Consider the following 21896-nt stretch of genomic DNA (forward strand, 5'->3'; position numbering starts at 1 on the left):
TCTGCAAGGGGAGACACATGGCGGCCAAACGGAAGTCCCTGCTGGCGGCGGTGGTCTGCGCGACCGCGACTGCAACCGCGACCGCCGCGCTGGCGGGCTGCTCCACTGACGGTGACATCAAGGCCAAGAGCGGCTCCGAGGAGATGAAGAAGGCTCCGCCGGCCGCCGCCAAGGCTACGGCCGACCCGCTCGCGGGCCTGACCGCCGATCAGATCGCCGAGAAGGCGGTCGCGGCCACCAAGGCGGCCCGTTCCGTCAGGATGACGGGCCAGATCAAGAGCGACGAAATGCTGATGTCTGTCGACCTCGCGGTGGACAACCGGAATACGTGTACGGGCAAGCTGGGCATCGAGGGCGGCAGGGCAGAGCTGCGCCAGGTCGACAAGGCCATGTACATGAAGGCCGACGAGAAGTTCTGGCATGCCTCGCTCGCCCAGAACGGCTCCGCCGTCCCGGGGGGCGACAGTGCGGTCAACCTGCTGAAGGGCCGCTGGATCAAGATGCCGGCGGGCAGCGCGAAGGACATGGGCGGAATCTGTGACCTCAAGGCGATGCTCGCCGAGATGGACAGGACGAAGTCGGACCGCAAGGGGATGGTCAAGGGGCCGGACGCCGAGGTCGCAGGCCGGCCCGCGACGACCCTGGTGAAGAAGGAGGCCGACGAGACGACGACCTTGTACGTGGCCAAGGAAGGTGAGCCGTACCTGCTGAAGGTGGTCAAAACCGGCGGCGACGAGCCCGGCACGATGGTTTTCACCGACTACAACAAGCCGGTGAAGGCCGTGGCCCCACCGGCGGGCGAGGTCGTGGACCTGGGGAATCCGGCTGCGGGCCCGGACGCCGGCGGTGGCACGGGCTCGGACACCGACTCGGAAACGGGCACCGGCCCGGACACAGGCATCGACCCGGACTCGGACGTCGGCTCGGACGTCGGTTCGGACGTCGGTTCGGACGTCGGTCCGGAAACGGGCACCGACCCGGACGCCGACTCGGAAACGGGCACCGACCCGGACGCCGGCACGGACACAGGCACGGACACCGGCATCGACCCGGACTCGGACACCGACCCGGGCACAGAAGCGGACACGGGCACGGATCCGGGCACGGACACAGGCACCGGTCCGGGCACGGACACAGGCACCGGCAGCTGACCGCCGCTGACAGCTGCTGAAATGCTTTCGAGGCCGATGGGGACCCGCACTGTCAGTGGTCCCCATTAGCCTCTTTGAGGTGACCGCACGCATCACCGACCCCGAGCAGCTCAAAGAGCTCCTCGGCATCCCCTTCACCCCGGAGCAGACGGCCTGCATCATCGCGCCGCCCGCCCCGCAGGTCATCGTGGCCGGAGCCGGGTCGGGGAAGACGACGGTGATGGCCGCGCGGGTGGTGTGGCTCGTCGGGACCGGCCAGGTCGCCCCCGAGCAGGTCCTCGGCCTCACCTTCACCAACAAGGCCGCGGGCGAGCTCGCCGAGCGCGTGCGCAATGCACTCGTACGAGCCGGAGTGACGGACCCGGACGTCATCGACCCGGACAACCCCCCGGGCGAGCCGCGCATCTCGACGTACCACGCCTTCGCCGGACAGCTCCTCACCGACCACGGGCTGCGGATAGGCCTGGAGCCGACCGCGCGCCTGCTCGCCGACGCCACCCGCTACCAGCTCGCCGCGCGCGTGCTGCGCGAAGCGCCGGGGCCGTACCCCACGCTGACCAAGTCCTTCCCCTCCCTCGTCAGTGACCTGCTCGCGCTCGACTCCGAGCTGGCGGAGCATCTCGTGCGCCCCGAGCAGCTCGGCGCGTACGACTCCGATCTGCTGCACACCCTGGAGAGCACCAGGCTCAGCAACGCCGAGCTGCGCAAGGTCCCCGAGGCGGCCGCCGCACGCCGTGAGCTGCTCGAGCTGACCGTCCGCTATCGCGAGGCCAAACGCACCCGCGATCTTCTCGACTTCGGCGACCAGATCGCCCTCTCCGCCGAGCTCGCCCTCACCCGCCCCGAGGTCGGCACCATCCTGCGGGACGAGTTCCGGGTCGTCCTGCTCGACGAGTACCAGGACACATCGGTGGCCCAACGGCTGCTTCTGTCCGGCCTGTTCGGCCAGGGAACCGGCCACGCCGTGACCGCGGTCGGCGACCCCTGCCAGGCCATTTACGGCTGGCGCGGGGCGTCCGTCGCCAACCTGGACGACTTCCCGACGCACTTCGCGTACGCCGACGGCAGGCCTGCCGCCCGGTTCTCGCTCAGCGAGAACCGCCGCAGCGGCGGCCGTCTCCTCGCCCTCGCCAACGGCCTGGCCGAACCCCTGCGCGCCATGCACAAGGGCGTCGATGCCCTGCGCCCCGCACCCGGCGCCGAGCGTGACGGGTCCGTCCGTATCGCCCTCCTCCCCACCCACGCGGAGGAGATCGCATGGCTCGCCGACTCCATCGCGCACCTCGTGCGTACGGGCAAGGAGCCCGGCGAGATCGCGGTCCTGTGCCGTACGGCGGGCGACTTCCCCGAGATCCAGGGCGCGCTGGTCGCGCGGGACATTCCGGTCGAGGTCGTCGGCCTGTCCGGGCTGCTGCACCTGCCCGAGGTGGCCGACCTGGTCGCCATGTGCGAGGTCCTGCAGGATCCGGGGGCCAACGCCTCGCTCGTACGTCTGCTCACCGGACCGCGCTGGCGGATCGGCCCGCGCGACCTGGCGCTGCTCGGCCGCCGGGCCCGGCTCCTGGTCCACCGCACCTCGCCCGGCGGGACGGACCCGGACGAACGACTGGCCGCGGCCGTCGAGGGCACCGACCCGGCCGAGGTCATCTCGCTCGCCGACGCGCTCGACACCTTCCTGGAGTCGGCGGGCGGCGAGGACGACGGCCTCCCGTTCTCCGCCGACGCCCGGGTCCGCTTCGCCCGCCTTGCCGCCGAACTGCGCGAGCTGCGCCGCTCACTGGCCGACCCCCTGATGGACGTCCTGCACCGCGTCCTGGCCACCACCGGCCTGGAGGTCGAGCTCTCCGCCTCCCCGCACGCCCTGGCAGCGCGCCGCCGCGAGACACTCGGTAACTTCCTGGACACCGCGGCCGGGTTCGCCGCGCTGGACGGGGAGGCGTCGCTGCTCGCCTTCCTCGCGTTCCTGCGCACCGCCGCGCAGTACGAAAAGGGCCTGGACAATGCCCTGCCCGGCGGCGAGAACACCGTCAAGGTCCTGACGGCCCACAAGTCCAAGGGCCTGGAATGGGATGTCGTCGCCGTCCCGGGACTGGTTGCCAAGCACTTCCCGAACGACCAGGCACGCGAGGCCTGGACCTCCCAGTCCAAGGTCCTGCCGCACGCGCTGCGGGGCGACGCGGCGACCCTCCCGGACGTCGCGTCCTGGGACGCGCAGGGGCTCAAGGCCTTCAAGGAGTCGATGAAGGACCACCAGCACACCGAGGAACTGCGCCTCGGCTACGTCACCTTCACCCGCCCCCGCTCGCTGCTCCTGGGCTCCGCCCACTGGTGGGGCCCGACCCAGAAGCGCCGACGGGGCCCGTCGCCGTTCCTCCAGGCGCTGTACGACCACTGCGCGGCGGGCTTCGGCGAGATCGAGGTCTGGGCGGACGAGCCGGCGGAGGACGCGGAGAACCCGGCCCTGCACGCAACGACGGCAGACCACGCCTGGCCCCTCCCGCTCGACGAAACCTCCCTCGCCCACCGCCGCAAGGCGGCGGACACAGTCCTCTCCTACCTGTCCGGCCTGACCTCGGCCCCGCTCCAGGAGGAGCCCCAGGAGGTCGCGGACCTGTCGGAGTGGGCCGACTGGGACGAGGAGCCGTTCCCGGATGACGAGCCGTTCCTGGATGACGAGCCCGAGCCCGAGCACCGCCACGGCGACGAACCGGACCCGTGGGACACCCCCGAAGTCCCGGCACAGCGGGCACATGAGCTCCCGGCCGGGGCGGCGGGTGGCGGGTCGTGGGAGGAGTGGGACGCCCCCGAGGCCCGAGCTGAGCGGGGAGGCGAGTTCGTGGCCGGGGACGCCGACCGGCACGGGCTCCCGCCCGGAGACGGGCGGAGCCCGGCCTCGCCGCCGCATCAGCGCCGCGAAGTCCGCGCTTCCGGCGGTGCGGGGCGCCTGCCCCACGCCTCCTCCTCCCCTCGGGGCCCGGGGAACCTGCCCCCCGGAGCCGAAGGCTCCGGGGGTGTGGGGGCGTCAGCACCCGCGGTCACCTCACCCTCCCGGGGGGCCGGGGGCCCGCCTCCGGTTTCGGGAAGGGGCGGGGTGGGGGAACACCTCCCGCACCCCGAAGAGGCCCGCACCATCGCCTCCTGGGACCGGGACCTCGACGCCCTCGCCGGCGAGCTTCGCCGTACCCGCGCCACCGTCCGCGACGTACTCGTACCGCCCTCGCTCTCCGCCTCCCAGCTGCTGCGCCTCGCCGCCGATCCCGACGGCTTCGCCCAGGAGCTGGCACGCCCCATGCCGCAGCCACCGCAGCCCGCAGCCCGCCGCGGCACCCGGTTCCACGCATGGGTGGAGTCACGGTTCGAGGAGCTGCCGCTTCCGATGCTCGGCCCGGACGAGCTGCCCGGCGGCGAGGCCGACGACCCCGAGATCGCGGACGAGCGCGATCTTGCCGCGCTCAAGGAGGCCTTCGAGCGCACCCCGTACGCCCGCCGTACCCCCCACCGGGTGGAGTTCCCCTTCCAGCTCACCCTCGCCGGCCGGATCATCCGGGGCCGTATCGACGCCGTCTACCGCACCGCCACCACCGCCACAGGTGATCCAAGTGACGCCCACGCGTACACGTACGAGATCGTCGACTGGAAGACCAGCCGGACCCGTACCGCCGACCCCCTCCAGCTCGCTGTCTACCGCCTCGCCTGGGCCGAACTGCACGGCATCCCCCTCGACGCCGTCACCGCCACCTTCGTCTACGTGCGCAGTGGGGAGGCCGTCAGCCCCGACGCCCTCCCGGGCCGTGCCGATCTTGAGCGCATCCTGCTGGGCGAGACGGCCGACGGGGCAGCCGTCGAGGCCCGTTAGGCTCAGGAGCATGAGCGACACCCCGGACAGCGTGGTCCGTACGTACATCGAGCAGCACCGCGCAGCCTTCCTCGGCGACCTCGCCGACTGGCTGCGCATACCGTCCGTGTCGGCCCAGCCCGACCATGACGCGGATGTACGGCGCAGCGCCGACTGGCTCGCGGTCAAGCTCAAGGAGACCGGCTTCCCGGTCACCGAGATCTGGGAGACTCCCGGCGCCCCCGCCGTCTTCGCCGAGTGGCCGTCCGACGACCCGGACGCCCCCACCGTGCTGGTCTACGGCCACCACGACGTACAGCCGGCCGCCCGCGAGGACGGCTGGCACACCGACCCCTTCGAGCCGCAGATCATCGACGGCCGGATGTACGGCCGCGGCGCGGCGGACGACAAGGGCCAGGTCTTCTTCCACACCCTGGGTGTACGGGCCCACCTTGCCGCCACCGGGCGCACTGCCCCCGCGGTCAGCCTCAAGCTGCTGATCGAGGGCGAGGAGGAGTCCGGCTCCCCGAACTTCCGCGCCCTGGCCGAGGCCAACGCCGCCCGTCTCGCCGCCGACGCCGTGATCGTCTCGGACACCGGCATGTGGTCCGAGACGACCCCCACCGTCTGCACGGGCATGCGCGGCCTCGCGGACTGCGAGATCACGATGTACGGCCCCGACCAGGACATCCACTCCGGTTCCTTCGGCGGCGCGGTGCCCAACCCGGCCACCGTCGCCGCCCGCCTCGTCGCGGCACTGCACGACACCGACGAGCGCGTCACGATCCCGGGCTTCTACGACGGCATCGCACCGCTCACCGACGCCGAGCGCGAGCTCTTCGCCGAGCTCCCCTTCGACGAGGCGTCCTGGCTGACCACCGCCAGATCGCACGGCACGCTCGGCGAGGCCGGCTACTCCACGCTCGAGCGCATCTGGGCCCGCCCGACCGCGGAGCTCAACGGCATCGGCGGCGGCTACCAGGGCCCCGGCGGCAAGACGATCGTCCCGTCCTCCGCCCAGCTGAAGCTCACCTTCCGTCTCGTCGCGGGCCAGGACCCGGAGAAGGTCGAGCACGCCGTCCGCGACTGGGTCGGAGCCCACGTCCCCGCCGGAATCCGCCACGAGATCACCTTCGGGGCGTCGACCCGCCCCTGCCTGACCCCGCTGGACCACCCGGCGTTGCAGTCGGTCGTACGGGCCATGAGCCGGGCCTTCGACGGGCAGAAGATCCGCTTCACCCGTGAGGGCGGTTCGGGACCCGCCGCCGACCTCCAGGACGTACTGGACGCGCCCGTGCTCTTCCTGGGTATCTCCGTACCGTCCGACGGCTGGCACGCACCCAACGAGAAGGTCGAGCTGGACCTGCTCCTCAAGGGTGCGGAGACGACCGCCCATCTGTGGGGCGACCTCGCCGCCGCACTCCGCTGACCTGAAACCCAATCCACCCGGGGGAGTTGGAAGTACCTGTGAGCACCATCAGCAACGGCACCACGCACCGCCCGATCGGTCTCACCGTGCCGAGCGGCATCGACCGCGAGGCGCACCACCGCCTCGACGAGGCCTGGCTGGCGGCGGCGTGGAGCCACCCGACGACCCGGGTCTTCGTGGTCTCCGGCGGACAGGCACTGGTCGACGAACCCGCCGGCAGCACAGACGGCCGCACCGAACTGGTCATGACCCCGGCCTTCGAGGCCCCCGTCACCGAGACCCACCGCTACTTCCTGGGCACGGACGAGGACGGGGTGCGCTACTTCGCGCTCCAGAAGGACACCCTCCCCGGCCGTATGGACCAGTCGGCCCGCCCCGCCGGACTGCGTGAAGCCGGTCTGCTGCTCTCCCCCCGCGACGCGGGCCTGCTGGTCCACGCCGTCGCGCTGGAGAACTGGCAGCGGCTGCACCGCTTCTGCTCACGCTGCGGCGAGCGCACGGTCATCGCGGCCGCCGGTCACATCCGCCGCTGCCAGGCGTGCGGCGCCGAGCACTACCCTCGTACCGACCCTGCCGTGATCATGCTCGTCACCGACGAGGAGGACCGCGCACTGCTGGGCCGCCAGGTGCACTGGCCGGAGGGCCGCTTCTCAACGCTCGCGGGCTTCGTCGAACCGGGCGAGTCGATCGAGCAGTCGGTGCGCCGCGAGGTCTGGGAGGAGGCGGGTGTCACGGTCGGCGAGGTCGAGTACATCGCCAGCCAGCCCTGGCCGTTCCCGTCCAGTCTGATGCTGGGTTTCATGGCACGGGCCACGTCCTCCGAGATCACGGTGGACGGGGAGGAGATCCAGGAAGCGCGCTGGTTCTCCCGGGAAGACCTGCGGGCCGCATTCGAGTCCGGCGAGGTGCTGCCTCCCTTCGGGATCTCGATCGCGGCCCGTCTGATCGAGCTCTGGTACGGCAAGCCGCTCCCGAAGCCGGGAGAGCCGGCCTAGGGAGGTCGACCGTCGAGGGGCGCGAGCGTCGAGGGGCGCGAGCGTCGCAGGGAGTGCGAGCAAGCCGGCGCTCGAGCGGGCGCCTCCCACAGAAGGCGTGCACCTCACCAGAACGTGTGCACCTCACCTCACTGCACCGCGCCCGACAGTACGGGGCACGCGAAAGCCCCCGCCCGTGGGCGGGGGCTCTTCTCAGTGCGCTCAGACGCTGATCTTCTGCTTGACCTGGGCCAACGAGGGGTTGGTGAGCGTCGAACCGTCCGGGAACAGGACGGTCGGCACGGTCTGGTTGCCTCCGTTGGCCTTCTCGACAAACGCCGCGGACTGCGGGTCCTGCTCGATGTTGACCTCGGTGTACGTGATGCCCTCGCGGTCCATCTGGCTCTTCAGCCGACGGCAGTAGCCGCACCACGTGGTGCTGTACATCGTCACAGTCCCCTGCATCGTCTCTGCGCTCCTCTGGGGTTCGTCTCGTCGATCTGGCTCGGTGCGTGTTCGCACCGCGTAGAACGTACGTGACCTGGTCACCATTCCCGCATTAGTACGACCGCCCCCGGCCCCCTGTGGACAACGGCCGCATCCACCTCATCCGACCTGGCAGCATGGCGGTGTGACAGCAGCAACGCACTCCTCTCTTTTCCCGCAGGTCCCCGAGTCGGCGGACGCGGTGCTCGACGGGCTCGACCCCGAGCAGCGCGAGGTCACGACGGCCCTGCACGGTCCGGTGTGTGTGCTGGCGGGAGCCGGCACGGGCAAGACGCGCGCGATCACCCACCGCATCGCGTACGGCGTGCGTGCGGGAATACTCCAGCCCTCCAGTGTGCTGGCCGTCACCTTCACCAACCGCGCCGCGGGCGAGATGCGCGGCCGGCTGCGCCAGCTCGGCGCGGGCGGCGTCCAGGCGCGTACGTTCCACTCCGCCGCCCTGCGCCAGCTCCAGTACTTCTGGCCAAAGGCGGTCGGCGGCGACATGCCCCGGCTCCTTGAGCGCAAGATCCAGCTGGTTGCAGAGGCCGCCGCGCGCTGCCGTATCCGGCTCGACCGCAATGAGCTGCGGGACGTCACGAGCGAGATCGAGTGGGCCAAGGTCACCCAGACCGTGCCCGCCGACTATCCGGCCGAGGTCGCCAAGTCGCACCGCGACGCCCCCCGCGACCCGGCCGAGATCAGCCAGGTCTACGGGATGTACGAGCAGCTCAAGCGCGACCGCTCGGTGATCGACTTCGAGGATGTGCTGCTTCTCACGGTCGGCATCCTCCAGGACCGGCACGACATCGCCGATCAGATCCGCCGCCAGTACCAGCACTTCGTGGTGGACGAGTACCAGGACGTCAGCCCGCTCCAGCAGCGGCTCCTGGACCTGTGGATGGGCGACCGGGACAGCCTCTGCGTCGTCGGTGACGCCAGCCAGACGATCTACTCCTTCACCGGCGCCACCCCGGATCATCTGCTGAACTTCCGCACCCGCCACCCCAGCGCGACCATGGTCAAGCTGGTCCGCGACTACCGCTCCACCCCCCAGGTGGTGCACCTCGCCAACGGGCTGCTGAGCCAGGCCCGCGGCCGGGCCGCCGAGCACCGTCTGGAGCTGATCTCCCAGCGGGACCCCGGCCCCGAGCCCGCCTACACCGAGTACGCGGACGAGCCGGCCGAGGCCGAGGGCACCGCCCGCCGCATCCGCGACCTCATCGCCGCGGGCGTCCCGGCCGGCGAGATCGCCGTGCTCTACCGGATCAACGCCCAGTCGGAGGTCTACGAGCAGGCACTGGCCGACGCCGGAGTCCCGTACCAGCTGCGCGGCGCCGAGCGCTTCTTCGAACGCCAGGAAGTACGGGAAGCGGGCGCCGCCCTGCGCAGCGCGGCCCGCTTCGGGGACAACGACTCGCTGCTCGACGATGTCGTCGACCTGCCCTCCCAGGTCCGGGCCGTCCTCTCGACCAAGGGCTGGACCACCGAGCCGCCCGCCGGGTCGGGAGCGGTGCGCGACCGCTGGGAATCGCTGGCCTCGCTGGTGCGGCTCGCCGAGGACTATGTACGCGTCCAGCCGGAGGCGACCCTCGCCGATCTGGTGGCCGAGCTGGACGAGCGTGCGGCGGCTCAGCACGCGCCCACCGTTCAGGGCGTTACCCTCGCCTCGCTCCACTCGGCGAAGGGCCTGGAGTGGGATGCGGTGTTCCTGGTCGGTCTCACCGAGGGCATGATGCCGATCACCTACGCCAAGACCGACGAGCAGGTCGAGGAGGAGCGCCGGCTCCTCTATGTCGGCGTCACCCGCGCCCGGCTGCATCTCTCACTCTCCTGGGCGCTCTCCCGCTCACCGGGCGGCCGCGCCTCCCGGCGCCCCACTCGCTTCCTGAACGGGATGCGTCCCGGCTCGGTCGCCCCCGGCGCCCGTGGTGCGGGCGGTGCGGGCGGCATCGAGCGCGGCAGCGGCAGCCGCCGCAAGCGGCGTGGCCCGGTGCTGTGCCGGGTCTGTGGCAAGACGCTCACCGACGCGGGCGAGATGAAACTGATGCGTTGCGAGGACTGCCCCTCGGACATGGACGAGGCGCTGTACGAGCGGTTGCGCGAGTGGCGCTCGGACCAGGCGAAGGAGCTGGGCCAGCCCGCGTACTGCGTGTTCACCGACAAGACGCTGATGGCGATCGCCGAGGCCGTGCCCGCCACCGAGGGCGAACTGGCGGGCATCTCCGGAGTCGGTGGCCGCAAGCTCGAGCGTTTCGGCGCCGATGTGCTGATCATCTGCGCAGGTCAGGAGCTTGGAGGAGACGACGAGGAGGACTGATACAAACTCGTCGAAAAAATAGTTTGCGCGGGCCCCAGCAAGCCCCATAGGTTCTTAACCACGGGAACAGCGACTTCTCTGAAGCCCTGTCCTCGTGCTGTACTTATCCGAATACGCGCGATCGGCCCCGGCCGGTCCCCCCGAGACGCCGAGAGGAGGCGATTCCAGTGACCAGCATCTACAGCAGCTTCATCAGCACCGTCAAAATGACCGATCGCTCGGTCGCCTCCGCCTGCTCGCTCGGCTTCTCCTCGGCGTTCGTCGGTACCGGTACGTCCGGCATCTCCGCCGTGCTTCCGGCGTCCGGCCTGGGCGGTCTCCCCGTCCTGGAGCGCAATGAGCGACCGACCAAGGCACTGGAAGCAGCAGTAGCAGCGGCAAAGGCTCGGGCCTATGCCTTTGCGGCAACCAGTGCCGAAGCCAAGAAGCAGACGACGCAGCATCACATGATGTGGGCCTTCCGTGGGCTCGAACCCTGGAGTGATCCAGCCTGATCCAGCATCAGGCCGGCGCCTTCAGGGCCGCGGAACCCCACCCGGGATCCGCGGCCCTTCTGTTTTCCCGAAAACGGGAGGACAGAGCGAAGGGGCCTCGGGACAAGCAACACCCGGTACCAGCCGCCACCCGGCCAACAGGCCGGAACGACCAGACGAGGAACGACACCACCGTGCAACTCGAAGCGCACGCCCCGTCCGTACCGCCTTCCGAGATGATCCCCCCGCCCGCCCTCACCGAGGACTCCGCCTTGACTCCGCTCACTGCGCTCACCGCGCTCGACGACGCCATCGAGAACCTCGGCGTACCCGTCCCCTGCCGTTCCTACGACCCGGAGGTCTTCTTCGCCGAGTCGCCGGCCGATGTCGAGTACGCCAAGTCCCTCTGCCGCACCTGCCCGTTGATGGAGGCCTGCCTTGCGGGCGCCAAGGAGCGGCGTGAGCCGTGGGGTGTCTGGGGCGGCGAGCTCTTCGTCCAGGGCGTAGTCGTCGCCCGCAAGCGGCCGCGTGGCCGCCCGCGCAAGAACCCGGTTGCGGCATGACCGTCATCGGAACCATCGACCGCCCCGTCACGCACGATCCCCAGAAGCTGGCCCCCATGACCTCTTCCACGAGCGAGCCCTCCGGCTCCGCCACCTCAGCTGTCACCACCATCGGCGCGACCGCCTCGCGCCAGAACAGGACCCGTGAGATGCAACTCATCCCAGAAGCCCTGGCCCGTGCGCATATGCACGAGCGCCTGCGGGAAGCCGACGCGGAACGCCAGGCCGTGCGCCTGATCGCCGCCCGGCGGATGCAGCGCCGTGCCGAGCGCGTGTCGATGCGCGCCCGCCGCGCACTGGCCATGGCCGTCATGAACTGATCGCACAGCACACACATGCTGTCCCGCGGGGGCCGGTCCGAACGGACCGGTCCCCGCGGTGCGTTGTTCCTGCGGCCGGTCCCGTGCGGGGTTATCGTCACGATGTGGACCAGCAGCAGACTCCTCACCCTGCGCAGCCCGGTGCTGAGAGCGTCGTGTGTTCCCACTGCGGCACGGTCGCCGAGGGGCCACCGCCCACCTGGACGTTCTCCATGGAGAACGGCACCCGTTGCTACTACTGCGACGACTGTGCCCGCGCCAACATCAGGGCGATCGAGGGCAGGCTCGACCAGGCGTGGTGGTGATACCTCAGGCCTGCGCCTGGACCGCCGTGCCGTCCTCGTCGAGTTCCTCGTACTCCTCGTACTCCTCGTCCTGGGGGAGGAACCCGGGGAGCGACGACTCGAGCTCGTCGCGCAGCCGCACCGTCGCGTTCAGCTGACAGAGCACCCCGATCGTGCTCAGCGTCACCCGGTGTATCAGCAGATACGAGGGTGGCAGATTGAGCTGCTTGCCCAGCTGATGGGCGGGGGAGCGGATGTCGGCGATCCGGGCCGCCTGGTTGCGCATCCAGCTCCGGGTGAAGGTGAACTCCTCGGCCTCCGCGGGTTCGATGATCGGCAGCAGATAGTCGAGCACCGCGTCCGGGTCGAGGTCGATGGACTCCTTGACGAAGCCCTCCTCCCGCAGCAGCCCGTAGACCGCCTCGGCCTCGCCCTCCAGCGTCATCCGCAGGCAGTCACCGATGGTCTGCGGCAGCCCGCCCGGCAGCCGGTCCACGGTCCCGAAGTCCAGAACCCCCAGTCGCCAGCCCTGGCTGTCCTCTTCCGGGAGAAGCCGGAAGTTCCCCGGGTGCGGATCCGCGTGCAGCAGCCCCGTGCGGGCCGGGCCCGAAAAGAGAAAGCGGGCCAGCAACTGACCTGCCCGGTCCCGCTGCTCGGTCGTGCCGTCGGCGATCACCTCGGCCAGCGGTATCCCGTTGATCCACTCGGTCACCAGCACCTGGTCGCACTGGTGCACCACGTCCGGCACCAGCACATCCGGGTCGTCAGCGAATTCCGCCGCGTGCTCCCGCTGAGCCTGCGCCTCCAGCTCGTAGTCCAGCTCCTCCGACACACGGTCGCGGAGCTCGGCAATCAGCGGCTTGATGTCCATCCCCGGAATCAGCGGCCCCAGCAGCCGGGCGAACCGGCTGAGCTGGGTCAGGTCGGACAGCAGTGCCTCCCCCGCCCCTGGATACTGCACCTTGACCGCGACCTCGCGTCCGTCGTGCCACACCGCCCGGTGCACCTGGCCGATGGACGCGGCGGCCGAGGGCTTGTCCTCGAAACTCAGGAACAGCTCCCGCCACTCCTCGCCGAGCCGCTCCGCCAGAACCGTGTGCACAGTGCGCGTCGGCATCGGCGGTGCCGCGTCCTGGAGCTTGGTGAGGGCCGCGCGGTAGGGGCCCGCGACCTCCTCGGGGAGCGCCGACTCGAAGACGGACATGGCCTGCCCGAACTTCATCGCACCACCCTTGAGCTCACCGAGCACCTTGAACAGCTGCTCCGCCGTGCGCTGTTGCAGTTCCCGGGCCACGATCTCGGCGGACTTGCCGCCGATCCGCTTTCCCAGACCCCAGGTGGCACGACCGGCGAAGCCAAGTGGCAGTGCGGCCAACTTGGCGGTCCGGGTGACCGCCTTCCGGGGAAGATCAGACATGCGCCCCTCCAAATCCCAGACAGCCGTGCCGCGTGTGCCGTACGGCAGTACTCCGTTGACGGCGGTTACCCGGCCATTGTGTCGTGCGGCGGCCCGAACCCCGAGGTGTGCTCCCTCTCACTCTTCCCGTCCGCACTGCAGAGACAGTCGAGGTGCGGCGTGATTCGTTCCGACCGCCAGTCAAGCAGTGGCAGCGACGCCTCCCACCGCGACCCCATGCTTGCGGGCAGCTCTCCGTCGAGAAACGACAGCGCGTGCGCGGCCGTCATCCCCGCCACGGCCGTGGCCAGGGCGATGTCGCAGGCCGGCACCGTACCCCGGCGGCCGGAGCGCCACTGCGCCAGCAGCCTCGGCCGCCCGGGGTCGCGCTCTGCCCGGCCCAGCTCCATGCAGCCGGCGCAGGCGGTGCCGCCCGGCAGTACCAGTGGGCCCACTATGCCGGTGGCCTCGACAACTCCGCTGTACAGATGAGGAGTCCCCGTGGTGATCCAGCCCTCGGCTGTGGCAGGGTCGGGTGCGTAGGCCGCCAGCCCGTCCCGCGGAGCGACGACGACCAGCGAGAGCCCGGGCTCGCCGCCGCCCGATGCCGCCGTCGACTCGGCCGCCCGCGGCGGACGGTCGGGCGCGGACCGCCGCACCAGCTGCCTGGCCGCCGTGTCCCGCCGCTCACCGACCGACTCCGCCGGAAGCCCGCCGGGCGCCACGTCCCACGGCTCCACACATCCGCCGTCCAGTACCTCGACCCGGCCCACTCCGGAGGCGGACAGCACAGCGGCGACCGTTGCACCGACCCGGCCCGCACCCCGCACCTGTACGCGCATCGCCCGCCGGGCCGCAAGGCGGCGTATCCCGTCGCCCGGTTCAGGATGGATCACGGAGAGCGAGGCCAGGTCGGGGCGGAGCCGGTCAAGCGCGCCGGCCCGTTTCCGTAACGCAGCGGCCGCGGGCCCCGCGGCCAACGGATCGTCGATCAGACCCGCCGACGTCAGCCTGTTCACCAGCAGGTCCACTTGTTTCTCCGGCAGGCCTATGGCACGCGCCTCCTCGCGCAGCAGCGGCAGTCCGCGTGTCCCGTCCAGCAGCTCGATCAGGGCACCCGTCGCCGTGTCGACCGGGCCCACCACTACCGCGTGTGCGGGTGTCACCCCGAATTGCACGGTCTGCCGCTCTCGCCATGCCCGCCTCAGGGCAGGCTTCACCATCGGATGCATATGTGCCGCCCCCGTTGATCCGTTGTCCGACAGATCTCTTCTGATCTGTTGTCAGAATGCCCGGCGGCGTCGGAACGTGTGAAAAGTTATCCACAGGTGCGGGTATTTGTCGTTCAAATGGTGCATGCCATGGAGTGGATCAAGCTCGAACCGTCCCGGAGGCGGGACTTCCCCCACTGGCAGCGGGTAACGTCATGCCGTGCCCGTCGACCCTTCCCCTCACTTCGCTGGGGAGACCCCACCGCACAGCGCCGGAGCTCAAAAACGCAGCGCGACAAACCGCCCGCCCCGCGGATCGGGGACGAGTGCGGTCGAGGTCCGCAGGAGCGCCCGGCGCAGCAGAACGGTCTCCGCCTACCGTGAGGGCGACCGGACCATTGTGCTCATCCCCGCCCGGATGTCGGAGGCGGAGGAACGGCGCTGGGTCAGCGTGATGCTCGACAAACTCGCAGCCCAGGAGAGCAAGCGGATCCTCGGTGACGCTGAACTGGCCGAGCGTGCGGAGCGGTTGTCCGCCCAGTTTTTCGACGGACGCGCAAGACCGACATCGGTGCGATGGGTGACAAATCAGAACACCCGCTGGGGCTCCTGTACGCCCGCGGAGGGCAGCATCCGCCTGTCGCACCGCCTGCAGGGCATGCCGGAGTATGTCGTCGACTACGTGCTCGTCCATGAACTGGCCCATCTGCTCGTACCCGGGCACGGCCCGGGGTTCTGGCAGCTTCTCGAGGCGTACCCCCGCACCGAGCGGGCCCGTGGCTATCTCGAGGGCGTCGTCGCTGCCGACCGGCTGCCGCATCTGCCCGCCGCTCGCGGTGAGTGACCTTCGACGGTCCTGTACCGAATGTGTACCGGCTTGGCTCAATGTCGGCCTCAGCCGTTAGCCTGGCGCGACGCAGTCACATTTCGGGATGGGGGACGGTCGTTACGCATGGCCAGGGAATTCCAACGCGGCCACAAGGCCAAGATCAGTGATCTCACGCCGGGGACGGATCTGTACGTAGGTGTGCAGATCGCGGCCCCTGGGCTGACCTTCGACATCAGCTGCTTCGGTCTCGACGCCAATGAGCAGCTCTCGGACGACCGGTATTTCATCTTCTTCAATCAGCCGAAGTCTCCCGAGGAGTCCGTCCAACTGCTCGGCACGCAGTCCGGTGACACCGAGTCATTTCGCGTCACGCTGGACCGCATTCCGGCGAATATCCACAAACTCTCGTTCACCGCGACCATCGACGGCGCCGGACAGATGTCTCAGGTCGGCCCTGGGTACATCCGTATCGTCGCGGGTGGCGAGGAGGTCGTCCGGTACGCCTTCACCGGCTCGGAGTTCTCCACCGAGCGTGCGGTGATGCTGGGTGACTTCTATCTGAAGGACGTGTGGCGCTTCGCCGCCGTCGGTCAGGGTTTTGACGGGGGCCTCGACGCGCTGCTGAAGAATTTCGGCGGCGAGGTCGCCGAGGAGCAGCCGGCGGCGCAGCAGCCGCAGGGCGCCGCACCGTCGTTCGCGCCGCCCGCGCAGGCCACCGCGCCTCCGGCGTTCGGCGCACCGGCCGCGTCCCAGGCCCCACAGCCCGCGCCCTCGTTCGGCGGACCGGCCGCCCAGGCCCCCGCCCCCCACCAGAACCCGCAGATGCACGCCGCGCCGACCATTGCGGCGCCGATGACCCCGCAGGGCGGCACAGTTCCGCCCCCCGCTGCCCCGTCCCCGTACGGACAGCCGCCTCAGCAGCCGCAGTACGGCCAGGTCCCCGGGCAGGCGCCGGGGCAGATGCCGGGCCAGATCCCCGGTCAGGGCCAGCCACCGGGCGCGCCGTCCCCGTACGGCCAGCAGGCTCCGTCTCCGTACGGCCAGCAGCCCCCGGGTATGCCTCCGGGCGGCGCGCCGCCCGGAGTGCCGCAGGGAGCCCCGCAGGCCGGAGCCGGCCTCCAGGCCGCGCTCCAGCCCTACCGCGAGACGCCGACCGGCCAGCGCTGGACGCCGCAGAATCAGCAGCTCATGCGGGTCGACCTGACCATGGGCGGTGCGCCTGTCCTCGCTCGCCAGGGCAGCATGGTGATGTACCAGGGCAAGGTCGAATTCAGCTACAAGGGCGCCGGTTTCGCGGGCCGTATCGTCGGCAACGCCACCGGCCAGGAGATGCAGCTGATGCGCTGCTCCGGCCGCGGCCAGGTCTTCCTCGCCGAGGACGGCTCGCATCTGCACTCCATCGAGCTGCAGGGCGACGGCATCTGCGTCTCCGCGGAGAACGTTCTCGCCTTCGACGAGTCGCTGCAGCACGAGGTCCGCAGGATCGAGGGCCACGGCATCCCCGGTGGCGCCCTGTTCACCATGATGTTCCACGGCACCGGCACGGTCATCGTCAAGACGCACGGCATTCCCGTCGTCCTGCCGGTCACGCCGACGACGTTCGCCGACTGCAACGCCGTCGTCGCCTGGTCGGCCGCGTCCCAGGTGATCCTTTCCAGCCAGGTCCGGCTGCGCCGCAACGCGTACCCGGGACACAGCGGCGAGACGGTGAACCTCCAGTTCCGGGGCGCCCCCGGGAACTTCATCGTCGTCCAGCCGTACGAGGTCTGAGGGAGCCCGAAGAATGAATCAGCAACTCGCGGGCTTCGCCCCGACTCCGATGGTGGCCCGGATGGAGAACCACGGCCGCACCATGCTCAAGGTCGCCATGGCCACCGGCCAGGACCTGTACGCGCGCACCGGCTCGATGGTCGCCTACGAGGGGTTCGTGCAGTACGAGCCGAACCCGCCCGCCGTCCGCCAGATCGCCGCCCAGTGGGTGACCGGCGAAGGCGCGCCCATCATGAAGTGCTCCGGTGACGGCCTGCTCTACCTCGCCGACTACGGTGCCGACGTTGTCGTCATCAATCTCAACAACGACTCGCTCTCGGTCAACGGCACCAATGTGCTGGCCTTCGACGCGCATCTTCAGTGGGGCGTCGAGAAGGTCAAGGGCATGGCCAAGTTCGCCGGCCAGGGCCTGTGGAACGTGGAGATCGCGGGTACCGGCTGGGTCGCCCTGACCTCCCGCGGCACGCCGATCGTCGTCGACTGCGGCCGCGGTGAGGACGAGACGTACGTCGACCCGGATGCCCTGGTCGCCTGGTCCCCGAACCTCAAGGTGAAGGGCAAGCGCAGCTTCAAGGCCTCCTCCCTGATCGGGCGGGGCAGCGGAGAGGCGTACCAGATGGCCTTCTCGGGCCAGGGCATCGTCGTCGTACAGCCGAGCGAGGACAGTACCGACCGCCTGCGGATCCGGCACTGAGGGGGAGTGAGAAAACATCATGCAGAGTCCGCTTTTCAGCTACACCGAACAGCAGTCCCAGGACCGGTACATCGTGCAGAACCCGCAGTTGCTGCGGGTCGCGCTCACGGGCCATGACGACATCCTCGCCCGCAAGGGCGCCATGGTCGCGTACCAGGGGCTGGTCGACTTCGACGGCGAATACCAGTCGAACAGTCAGCGGCGGGCCCGGGCCAACACCGGTGAGGGCATGGACCTGATGCGCTGCTCCGGGCAGGGCACGGTCTACTTCGCCAACCTTGCGCAGTACATCCATGTGGTGGATGTCGACCAGGAGGGCATGACGGTCGACAGCGCCTATGTCCTGGCGCTCGACTCCACGCTGCACACCGAGGTCATCGCGGTGGACAGCCAGTACGGGATCTCCGGTTCCGGCAAGTACCAGCTCAATATCTCCGGCCGGGGCAAGGTCGCGCTGATGACTTCTGGCCAGCCGCTGATGATGCAGGTGACGCCGGACAAGTACGTCAACGTCGACGCCGACGCGATCGTCGCCTGGTCGTCCGCTCTTCGGGTGCAGATGCAGGCGCAGACGCACTCCTCGGGCGTACGGCGGCGGCGCGGTAACACCGGCGAGGGCTGGGAACTGAGCTTCCTCGGCCAGGGGTTCGCGCTCGTCCAGCCCAGTGAGGTCATGCCGCCACAGAGCGCGGAGATCGGGCAGGGCGTGCGGGCGCAGTTCGGTGCGGGGCAGCACGGCTCCCACGCGCAGAACCAGAACAACGCCTGGAACTAGCAGCGTGCACAGGTAAGGGGCGGTCGCCACGGCGACCGCCCCTTACCTGTGTGCCGTGCTACAGGGCCGCGCGTGCGTGCTTCACCAGCCGGACCACCGAGGCGTCGGCCACATCCGCCACCTCGTCGTAGCCGAACCAGCGCAGATCCAGCGACTCGTCGCTGATCTCCTCGACCGCGCCCGACGGCGCCAGCGCCGCGTACTGCAGATCGAGGTGCCAGTGGCAGGGCGCCGGGATGGCATGCCGGTCCAGCCGCACCGGGCCACCGGGCAGCAGGGTCAGCCCGCGGATCCCGGACTCCTCCGTAGCCTCACGCAGCGCCGCATCGGCAATCGTCGCGTCACCCGGCTCGCAGTGACCGCCCATCTGCAGCCACATGCCGAGCTTCTTGTGCAGGGTCAGCAGGACACGTCCGTGCTCCGGATCGATCACCAGGGCACTCGCCGTGAGATGGCCGGCCTCGCAGGCTTTCCACATCCCGTCCGGGTGCGCCGCCAGGTGATCCAGATACGTCTGGCGCAGCTCTTCCTGGTCCTCGTACGCCTTGAGTACGAGAACGGCGTCGTCGTGCAGACTCACTTGTCGGTGTCGTCCTTGCCCTGGTCGCCCTCGACCCGGTCACCCGTGTCCTGACCGCCCTTGCCCTGGGCGCCGCCGCCGTCCTTGGGCGCGGCGTCGCCGAGCATCTTGTCCAGCTCCGAGAAGTCGAGCTGCTCGTGGTGGACGAAGCCGTCCGGGTCGTCCAGGTCGGTTGCCGTCGGCAGCATGTCGGGGTGCGCCCACAGGCCGTCGCGTCCGTCCACCCCGCGCGCGTCGGTGAGCGACGCCCACAGCCGGGAGGCGTCCCGCAGCCGGCGCGGACGCAGCTGCAGACCGATCAGCGTCGCGAAGGTCTGCTCGGCGGGGCCGCCGGATGCCCGGCGCCTGCGCAGCGTCTCGCGCAGCGCGTCCGCCGAGGTAAGCCGGGTCGAGGCGGCCTCGTGCACCACAGCGTCCACCCAGCCCTCGACCAGCGCCAGCGCGGTCTCCAGACGGGCCAGCGACGCCTTCTGCTCCGGCGTGTCCTCCGGCTGGAACATGCCCTGCTGGAGAGCCTCCTGCAACTGCTCGGGGTGCGTGGGGTCGAACTGGCCGACCACGTCCTCCAGCTTGGTGGTGTCGACCTTGATGCCGCGGGCGTACGCCTCGACCGCGCCGAACAGATGCGAGCGCAGCCACGGCACATGGGCGAAGAGCCGCTGGTGAGCGGCCTCGCGCAGGGCCAGATAGAGCCGTACCTCCTCCTTCGGCACTCCGAGGTCCTTACCGAACACCTCGATGTTCAGGGGGAGCAGCGCTGCCTTGCCGGCCGGGCCGAGCGGCAGTCCGATGTCGGTCGAGCCGACCACCTCGCCCGCCAGCACACCCACGGCCTGCCCGATCTGCTGGCCGAACATCGCGCCGCCCATGGACCGCATCATTCCGATCAGCGGGCCGGCCATCGCCTGCATCTCCTCGGGCAGCACATCACCCATGGCCAGCCCGACCCGCTCGGCGACCGGGTCGACGAGCTGTTGCCACGCAGGCAGTGTCGCCTCGACCCACTCGGCACGGCTCCACGCCACGGCCGTGCTCGCTCCGGAAGGCAGCGACGTCACGCCGTCCAGCCAGATATCGGCCAGCCGTACGGCCTCCTCGACTCCGGACCGCTCGGCCGGGCCCACGCTCGTGTCCTTGGTGCCGTCCGGCGTGCCCTGGGAGACCGTCTGGCGCGCGATCTGCTTGGCCATGTCCCAGTTCACGGGACCACCCTCGTAGCTCAGCATCTGGCCGAGCTGCTGGAAGGCCGCGCCCAGGTCATTGGGGTTCAGGGAGCCGAACATCGCGGCGAACGGATTGTCCGCGCCGCCCTCCCCCGAACCGAACCCGAAAGGATTCATGGGGGACTGCCCGCCGGAGCCTTGGCCACCTCCGGCGGGATTCTTCTCCTTGCCCTCGTCGCCGTTCTCCGGCTCCTCCGGCGGAAGGCCGAATCCGAATGGGGTGTCACTCACGGGTTTCCTCGGCTCGTAGGGCCGCCGGCTTCCTGCCGGCGGCGGCTGCCCGACAACACCACCCAGCGTAGACATCCGGGTCGCATATGGGCTCGGTGCTCCGCGGACACTCGGCCTGCGGCAGGATGGACGCCACCTGGTACGTACGCGTCATTCGCGTACGTACTGAAGACAACCGCTGGAGACGCCCGGTGAGTTCCCCAGATCCGCAGGTTCGCGCAGCGCGAAACCACTCAACCTCCACCTCAGGCCGCGTGCCTTCCGGCCGTGGCCCCGTCGTCGCGGTCACCGGTGCCGCCTCGGGCATCGGTGACCTGCTCACCAGGCGGCTCGCCGCCTCCGAGGAGATCAAGCAGGTCGTGGCCATCGACGAGCGCCGGGGCGAGGTCTCCGAGGCGCAGTGGCACATCCTCGACGTACGCGATCCGGCCATCGCCGAGAAGCTGCGCGGCGCAGACGTGGTGGTGCACCTGGCGCTCGATCTCGACCTGGAGACCGACGCGGCCGCCCGTACGGCGTACAACGTGCGTGGCACCCAGACCGTCCTGACCGCCGCGGCGGCGGCCGGCGTGCACCGGGTCGTCCTGTGCACCTCGGCGATGGTCTACGGGGCGCTGCCCGACAACGACATCCCGCTCTCCGAGGACGCGGAGCTGGGCGCCACCGCCGAGGCGACGGGCGTCGGCGACCTGCTGGAGATCGAGCGTCTGGGCCGCCGCGCGCCCCGCGCGCACCCCGGTCTCAATGTCACGGTGGTAAGGCCCGCCGTCCTGGTGGGCGGTACTGACACCGCGCTGACCCGCTACTTCGAGTCGCCGAGGCTGCTCGTTGTCGCCGGATCGCGTCCGACCTGGCAGTTCTGCCATGTCGAGGACCTGGTGAGCGCGCTGGAGTACGCCGCGCTGGAGAAGGTCGAGGGGGAGCTCGCGGTCGGCTGTGACGGCTGGCTGGAGCAGGAGGAGGTCGAGGAGCTCAGCGGTATCCGCCGGATGGAGCTGCCGTCCGCGGTCGCCCTGGGGGCCGCGGCCCGGCTCCACCGGATCGGTCTCACGCCGTCCCCGGCCGGGGATCTGGCGTACACCATGCACCCCTGGGTGGTCAGCGTCAGCCGCCTCCACGACGCCGGCTGGCGTCCCCAGTGGACCAACGAGGAGGTCCTTGCCGCACTGCTGGAGGAGGTGGAGGGCCGCCACACGGTCGCGGGCCGCCGCCTGGGCCGCAAGGACGCCACCGCCGCGGGTGCCGCGGGTGCGACGGTCGCGCTGCTCGGTACGGCTGCCCTGGTGCGGCGCGCCCGCAAGGCGCGACGGCGTCTGTAGGAGGCTCCAATGCGGCAGGCCCCCGACCGGTCG

General features: G+C 70.3%; 19 protein-coding genes. 14 read left to right on the top strand and 5 right to left on the bottom strand.

Annotation, left to right across the window (positions count from 1 at the left end; genetic code table 11):
- The first annotated feature begins 17 nt into the window (after positions 1 to 17).
- From OG883_RS04800 to nudC, 4 genes are all read left to right on the top strand, one after another.
- Complete coding sequence (locus OG883_RS04800) at positions 18 to 1151, top strand: hypothetical protein (RefSeq protein ID WP_266535422.1); 1134 nt, start codon at positions 18 to 20, stop codon at positions 1149 to 1151.
- 79 nt (positions 1152 to 1230) lie between these two features.
- Positions 1231 to 5007, top strand: a complete 3777-nt coding sequence (locus OG883_RS04805) for a UvrD-helicase domain-containing protein (RefSeq protein ID WP_266535425.1) — start codon at positions 1231 to 1233, stop codon at positions 5005 to 5007.
- A 10-nt stretch (positions 5008 to 5017) separates the two neighbouring features.
- A complete protein-coding gene (locus OG883_RS04810) occupies positions 5018 to 6415 on the top strand; it encodes a dipeptidase (RefSeq protein ID WP_266535427.1) in 1398 nt (465 codons plus the stop codon).
- A 38-nt stretch (positions 6416 to 6453) separates the two neighbouring features.
- Positions 6454 to 7410, top strand: a complete 957-nt coding sequence (gene nudC / locus OG883_RS04815; RefSeq protein ID WP_266535430.1) for an NAD(+) diphosphatase — start codon at positions 6454 to 6456, stop codon at positions 7408 to 7410.
- A gap of 201 nt (positions 7411 to 7611) precedes the next feature.
- On the opposite strand, the gene OG883_RS04820 is transcribed toward nudC, so the two are convergent.
- A complete protein-coding gene (locus OG883_RS04820) occupies positions 7612 to 7854 on the bottom strand; it encodes a mycoredoxin (protein ID WP_266535433.1) in 243 nt (80 codons plus the stop codon).
- 166 nt (positions 7855 to 8020) lie between these two features.
- Between OG883_RS04820 and OG883_RS04825 the strand changes: the two genes are divergently transcribed.
- The 5 genes from OG883_RS04825 to OG883_RS04845 all read left to right on the top strand — a co-directional run bounded on the left by OG883_RS04825 (position 8021) and on the right by OG883_RS04845 (position 11856).
- Positions 8021 to 10195, top strand: coding sequence for an ATP-dependent DNA helicase UvrD2 (locus tag OG883_RS04825; RefSeq protein ID WP_266535435.1), 2175 nt, complete (start codon positions 8021 to 8023; stop codon positions 10193 to 10195).
- 167 nt (positions 10196 to 10362) lie between these two features.
- Entirely contained in the window at positions 10363 to 10689 is a 327-nt protein-coding gene (locus OG883_RS04830) for a hypothetical protein (protein WP_266535437.1), read from the top strand.
- A 173-nt stretch (positions 10690 to 10862) separates the two neighbouring features.
- Positions 10863 to 11231: a WhiB family transcriptional regulator gene (locus tag OG883_RS04835; RefSeq protein WP_266535440.1), complete on the top strand. Its 369-nt coding sequence runs from the start codon at positions 10863 to 10865 to the stop codon at positions 11229 to 11231.
- Positions 11228 to 11551 (top strand): hypothetical protein, encoded by a 324-nt coding sequence (locus OG883_RS04840; protein WP_266535442.1) that lies wholly within the window; start codon positions 11228 to 11230, stop codon positions 11549 to 11551. Before OG883_RS04835 ends, OG883_RS04840 begins: the two co-directional genes overlap by 4 nt.
- 104 nt (positions 11552 to 11655) lie before the next feature.
- Positions 11656 to 11856: a hypothetical protein gene (locus tag OG883_RS04845; RefSeq protein WP_266535445.1), complete on the top strand. Its 201-nt coding sequence runs from the start codon at positions 11656 to 11658 to the stop codon at positions 11854 to 11856.
- A 4-nt stretch (positions 11857 to 11860) separates the two neighbouring features.
- On the opposite strand, the gene OG883_RS04850 is transcribed toward OG883_RS04845, so the two are convergent.
- Both OG883_RS04850 and OG883_RS04855 read right to left on the bottom strand, forming a co-directional pair.
- Complete coding sequence (locus OG883_RS04850) at positions 11861 to 13252, bottom strand: AarF/ABC1/UbiB kinase family protein (protein WP_266535448.1); 1392 nt, start codon at positions 13250 to 13252, stop codon at positions 11861 to 11863.
- Between the two features lie 65 nt (positions 13253 to 13317).
- Positions 13318 to 14463 (bottom strand): ThiF family adenylyltransferase, encoded by a 1146-nt coding sequence (locus OG883_RS04855; protein WP_266535450.1) that lies wholly within the window; start codon positions 14461 to 14463, stop codon positions 13318 to 13320.
- A 199-nt stretch (positions 14464 to 14662) separates the two neighbouring features.
- Here OG883_RS04855 and OG883_RS04860 point away from each other — a divergent pair, with 199 nt between their 5' ends.
- The 4 genes from OG883_RS04860 to OG883_RS04875 all read left to right on the top strand — a co-directional run bounded on the left by OG883_RS04860 (position 14663) and on the right by OG883_RS04875 (position 18510).
- Entirely contained in the window at positions 14663 to 15286 is a 624-nt protein-coding gene (locus OG883_RS04860; RefSeq protein ID WP_266535452.1) for a M48 family metallopeptidase, read from the top strand.
- 108 nt (positions 15287 to 15394) lie between these two features.
- The gene (locus tag OG883_RS04865) at positions 15395 to 17041 is read left to right on the top strand and encodes a TerD family protein (protein ID WP_266535454.1); all 1647 of its coding nucleotides are present in this window, start codon (positions 15395 to 15397) and stop codon (positions 17039 to 17041) included.
- Positions 17042 to 17054: 13 nt separating this feature from the next.
- On the top strand, positions 17055 to 17735 hold the full coding sequence (locus OG883_RS04870; RefSeq protein WP_266535456.1) for an AIM24 family protein: 681 nt from the start codon (positions 17055 to 17057) through the stop codon (positions 17733 to 17735).
- Positions 17736 to 17754: 19 nt separating this feature from the next.
- On the top strand, positions 17755 to 18510 hold the full coding sequence (locus OG883_RS04875) for an AIM24 family protein (protein WP_266535458.1): 756 nt from the start codon (positions 17755 to 17757) through the stop codon (positions 18508 to 18510).
- 58 nt (positions 18511 to 18568) lie between these two features.
- Here OG883_RS04875 and OG883_RS04880 read toward each other — a convergent pair whose 3' ends face one another.
- Together OG883_RS04880 and OG883_RS04885 are read right to left on the bottom strand one after the other, a co-directional pair.
- A complete protein-coding gene (locus OG883_RS04880; protein WP_266535460.1) occupies positions 18569 to 19090 on the bottom strand; it encodes an NUDIX hydrolase in 522 nt (173 codons plus the stop codon).
- Positions 19087 to 20544: a zinc-dependent metalloprotease gene (locus tag OG883_RS04885; RefSeq protein WP_266535462.1), complete on the bottom strand. Its 1458-nt coding sequence runs from the start codon at positions 20542 to 20544 to the stop codon at positions 19087 to 19089. Before OG883_RS04885 ends, OG883_RS04880 begins: the two co-directional genes overlap by 4 nt.
- A 191-nt stretch (positions 20545 to 20735) precedes the next feature.
- Here OG883_RS04885 and OG883_RS04890 point away from each other — a divergent pair, with 191 nt between their 5' ends.
- The gene (locus OG883_RS04890) at positions 20736 to 21863 is read left to right on the top strand and encodes an SDR family oxidoreductase (protein ID WP_266535464.1); all 1128 of its coding nucleotides are present in this window, start codon (positions 20736 to 20738) and stop codon (positions 21861 to 21863) included.
- Positions 21864 to 21896 lie beyond the last annotated feature (33 nt).

The organism is Streptomyces sp. NBC_01142 (assembly GCF_026341125.1).
Lineage (GTDB): Bacteria > Actinomycetota > Actinomycetes > Streptomycetales > Streptomycetaceae > Streptomyces.